Annotated in this window: 2 protein-coding genes; both read right to left on the reverse strand. The window is 55.4% G+C overall.

The features are described 5' to 3' along the window. The coding region (locus AACS18_RS14480) for a rod shape-determining protein (protein ID WP_146184719.1) at nucleotides 1–611 on the reverse strand (611 nt) is incomplete at its 3' end. 204 nt (nucleotides 612–815) lie between these two features. Then, nucleotides 816–1,059: DUF6701 domain-containing protein (locus AACS18_RS14485; protein ID WP_146184720.1), on the reverse strand; the 244-nt coding region annotated here is incomplete at its 5' end.

A 1,059-nucleotide genomic window follows, 5' to 3' on the forward strand; every position in this document is an offset into this window, starting at 1 on the left:
TTGCGACGGACGTAGCTGATGATGGCTTCGTCAAACTTGTCGCCACCGATACGGACTGACTGGGAGTAGACCACACCGTTCAGAGAGATGATGGCCACTTCAGTGGTACCACCACCGATATCAACCACCATGGAACCGGTCGCTTCGGATACCGGCAGGCCGGCACCGATGGCTGCAGCCATAGGCTCATCGATCAGATAAACCTCGCGGGCACCTGCACCCAGAGCGGACTCCTTGATGGCGCGACGCTCAACCTGAGTGGAGCCACACGGTACACACACCAGCACACGCGGGCTGGGGCGGAAATAGTTGTTGTCGTGAACCTGCTTGATGAAGTGCTGCAGCATCTTCTCGGTCACGTAAAAATCGGCGATCACGCCGTCTTTCATCGGGCGGATCGCGGAGATGTTGCCCGGGGTACGGCCCAGCATCTGCTTGGCGGCATGACCGACAGCAGCGACCGATTTGGCGTTCCCGCGCTCTTGGCGAATGGCGACAACTGAGGGTTCGTTAAGGACGATCCCTTGATCTTTTACATAGATCAGGGTGTTGGCAGTTCCCAAATCGATCGACAGATCGTTGGAAAAGACGCCTCTGAGCTTTTTGAACATGGCTACGGGAAATCCTAAGAATTTGGAGGTGCAGAAAACCGGCTAACTTTACCAATGCCCACCCCAATGGGCAAGCGCTCAAACTGTCGCCAATCAATCAGGCGCGACAAAAATGCGAGTCATCACTCACTCGCACACGCTTGCAAACACTAATAAACAAGGATTTAGGGGGATGCTGTTGAGCCAACCCCCCTTTCACATCATTCAATGCAATACTTCGCGCCGATAAATAATTCTGTCATTACCCCGGCTGGAGCCGAAAATGGCCTCACCTTGCAGGTTGCCGTCATTGGCACTCGTTGGGTCAGACAACCAGAGGGGCTGCGACGGCTGTTTTGCCAATTCGACCTTGTAGGGGATGCGCACCGAGATGTCCGGCTTGGCAAAGTGGAACAGGATCTCCCCGTCCTTCGCCAGTGCAGCATCCCCACCCGGTGCAGAACTACCC

Origin of the sequence: Aeromonas sp. HMWF015 (assembly GCF_963878965.1) — a bacterium.
Lineage (GTDB): Bacteria > Pseudomonadota > Gammaproteobacteria > Enterobacterales > Aeromonadaceae > Aeromonas > Aeromonas veronii.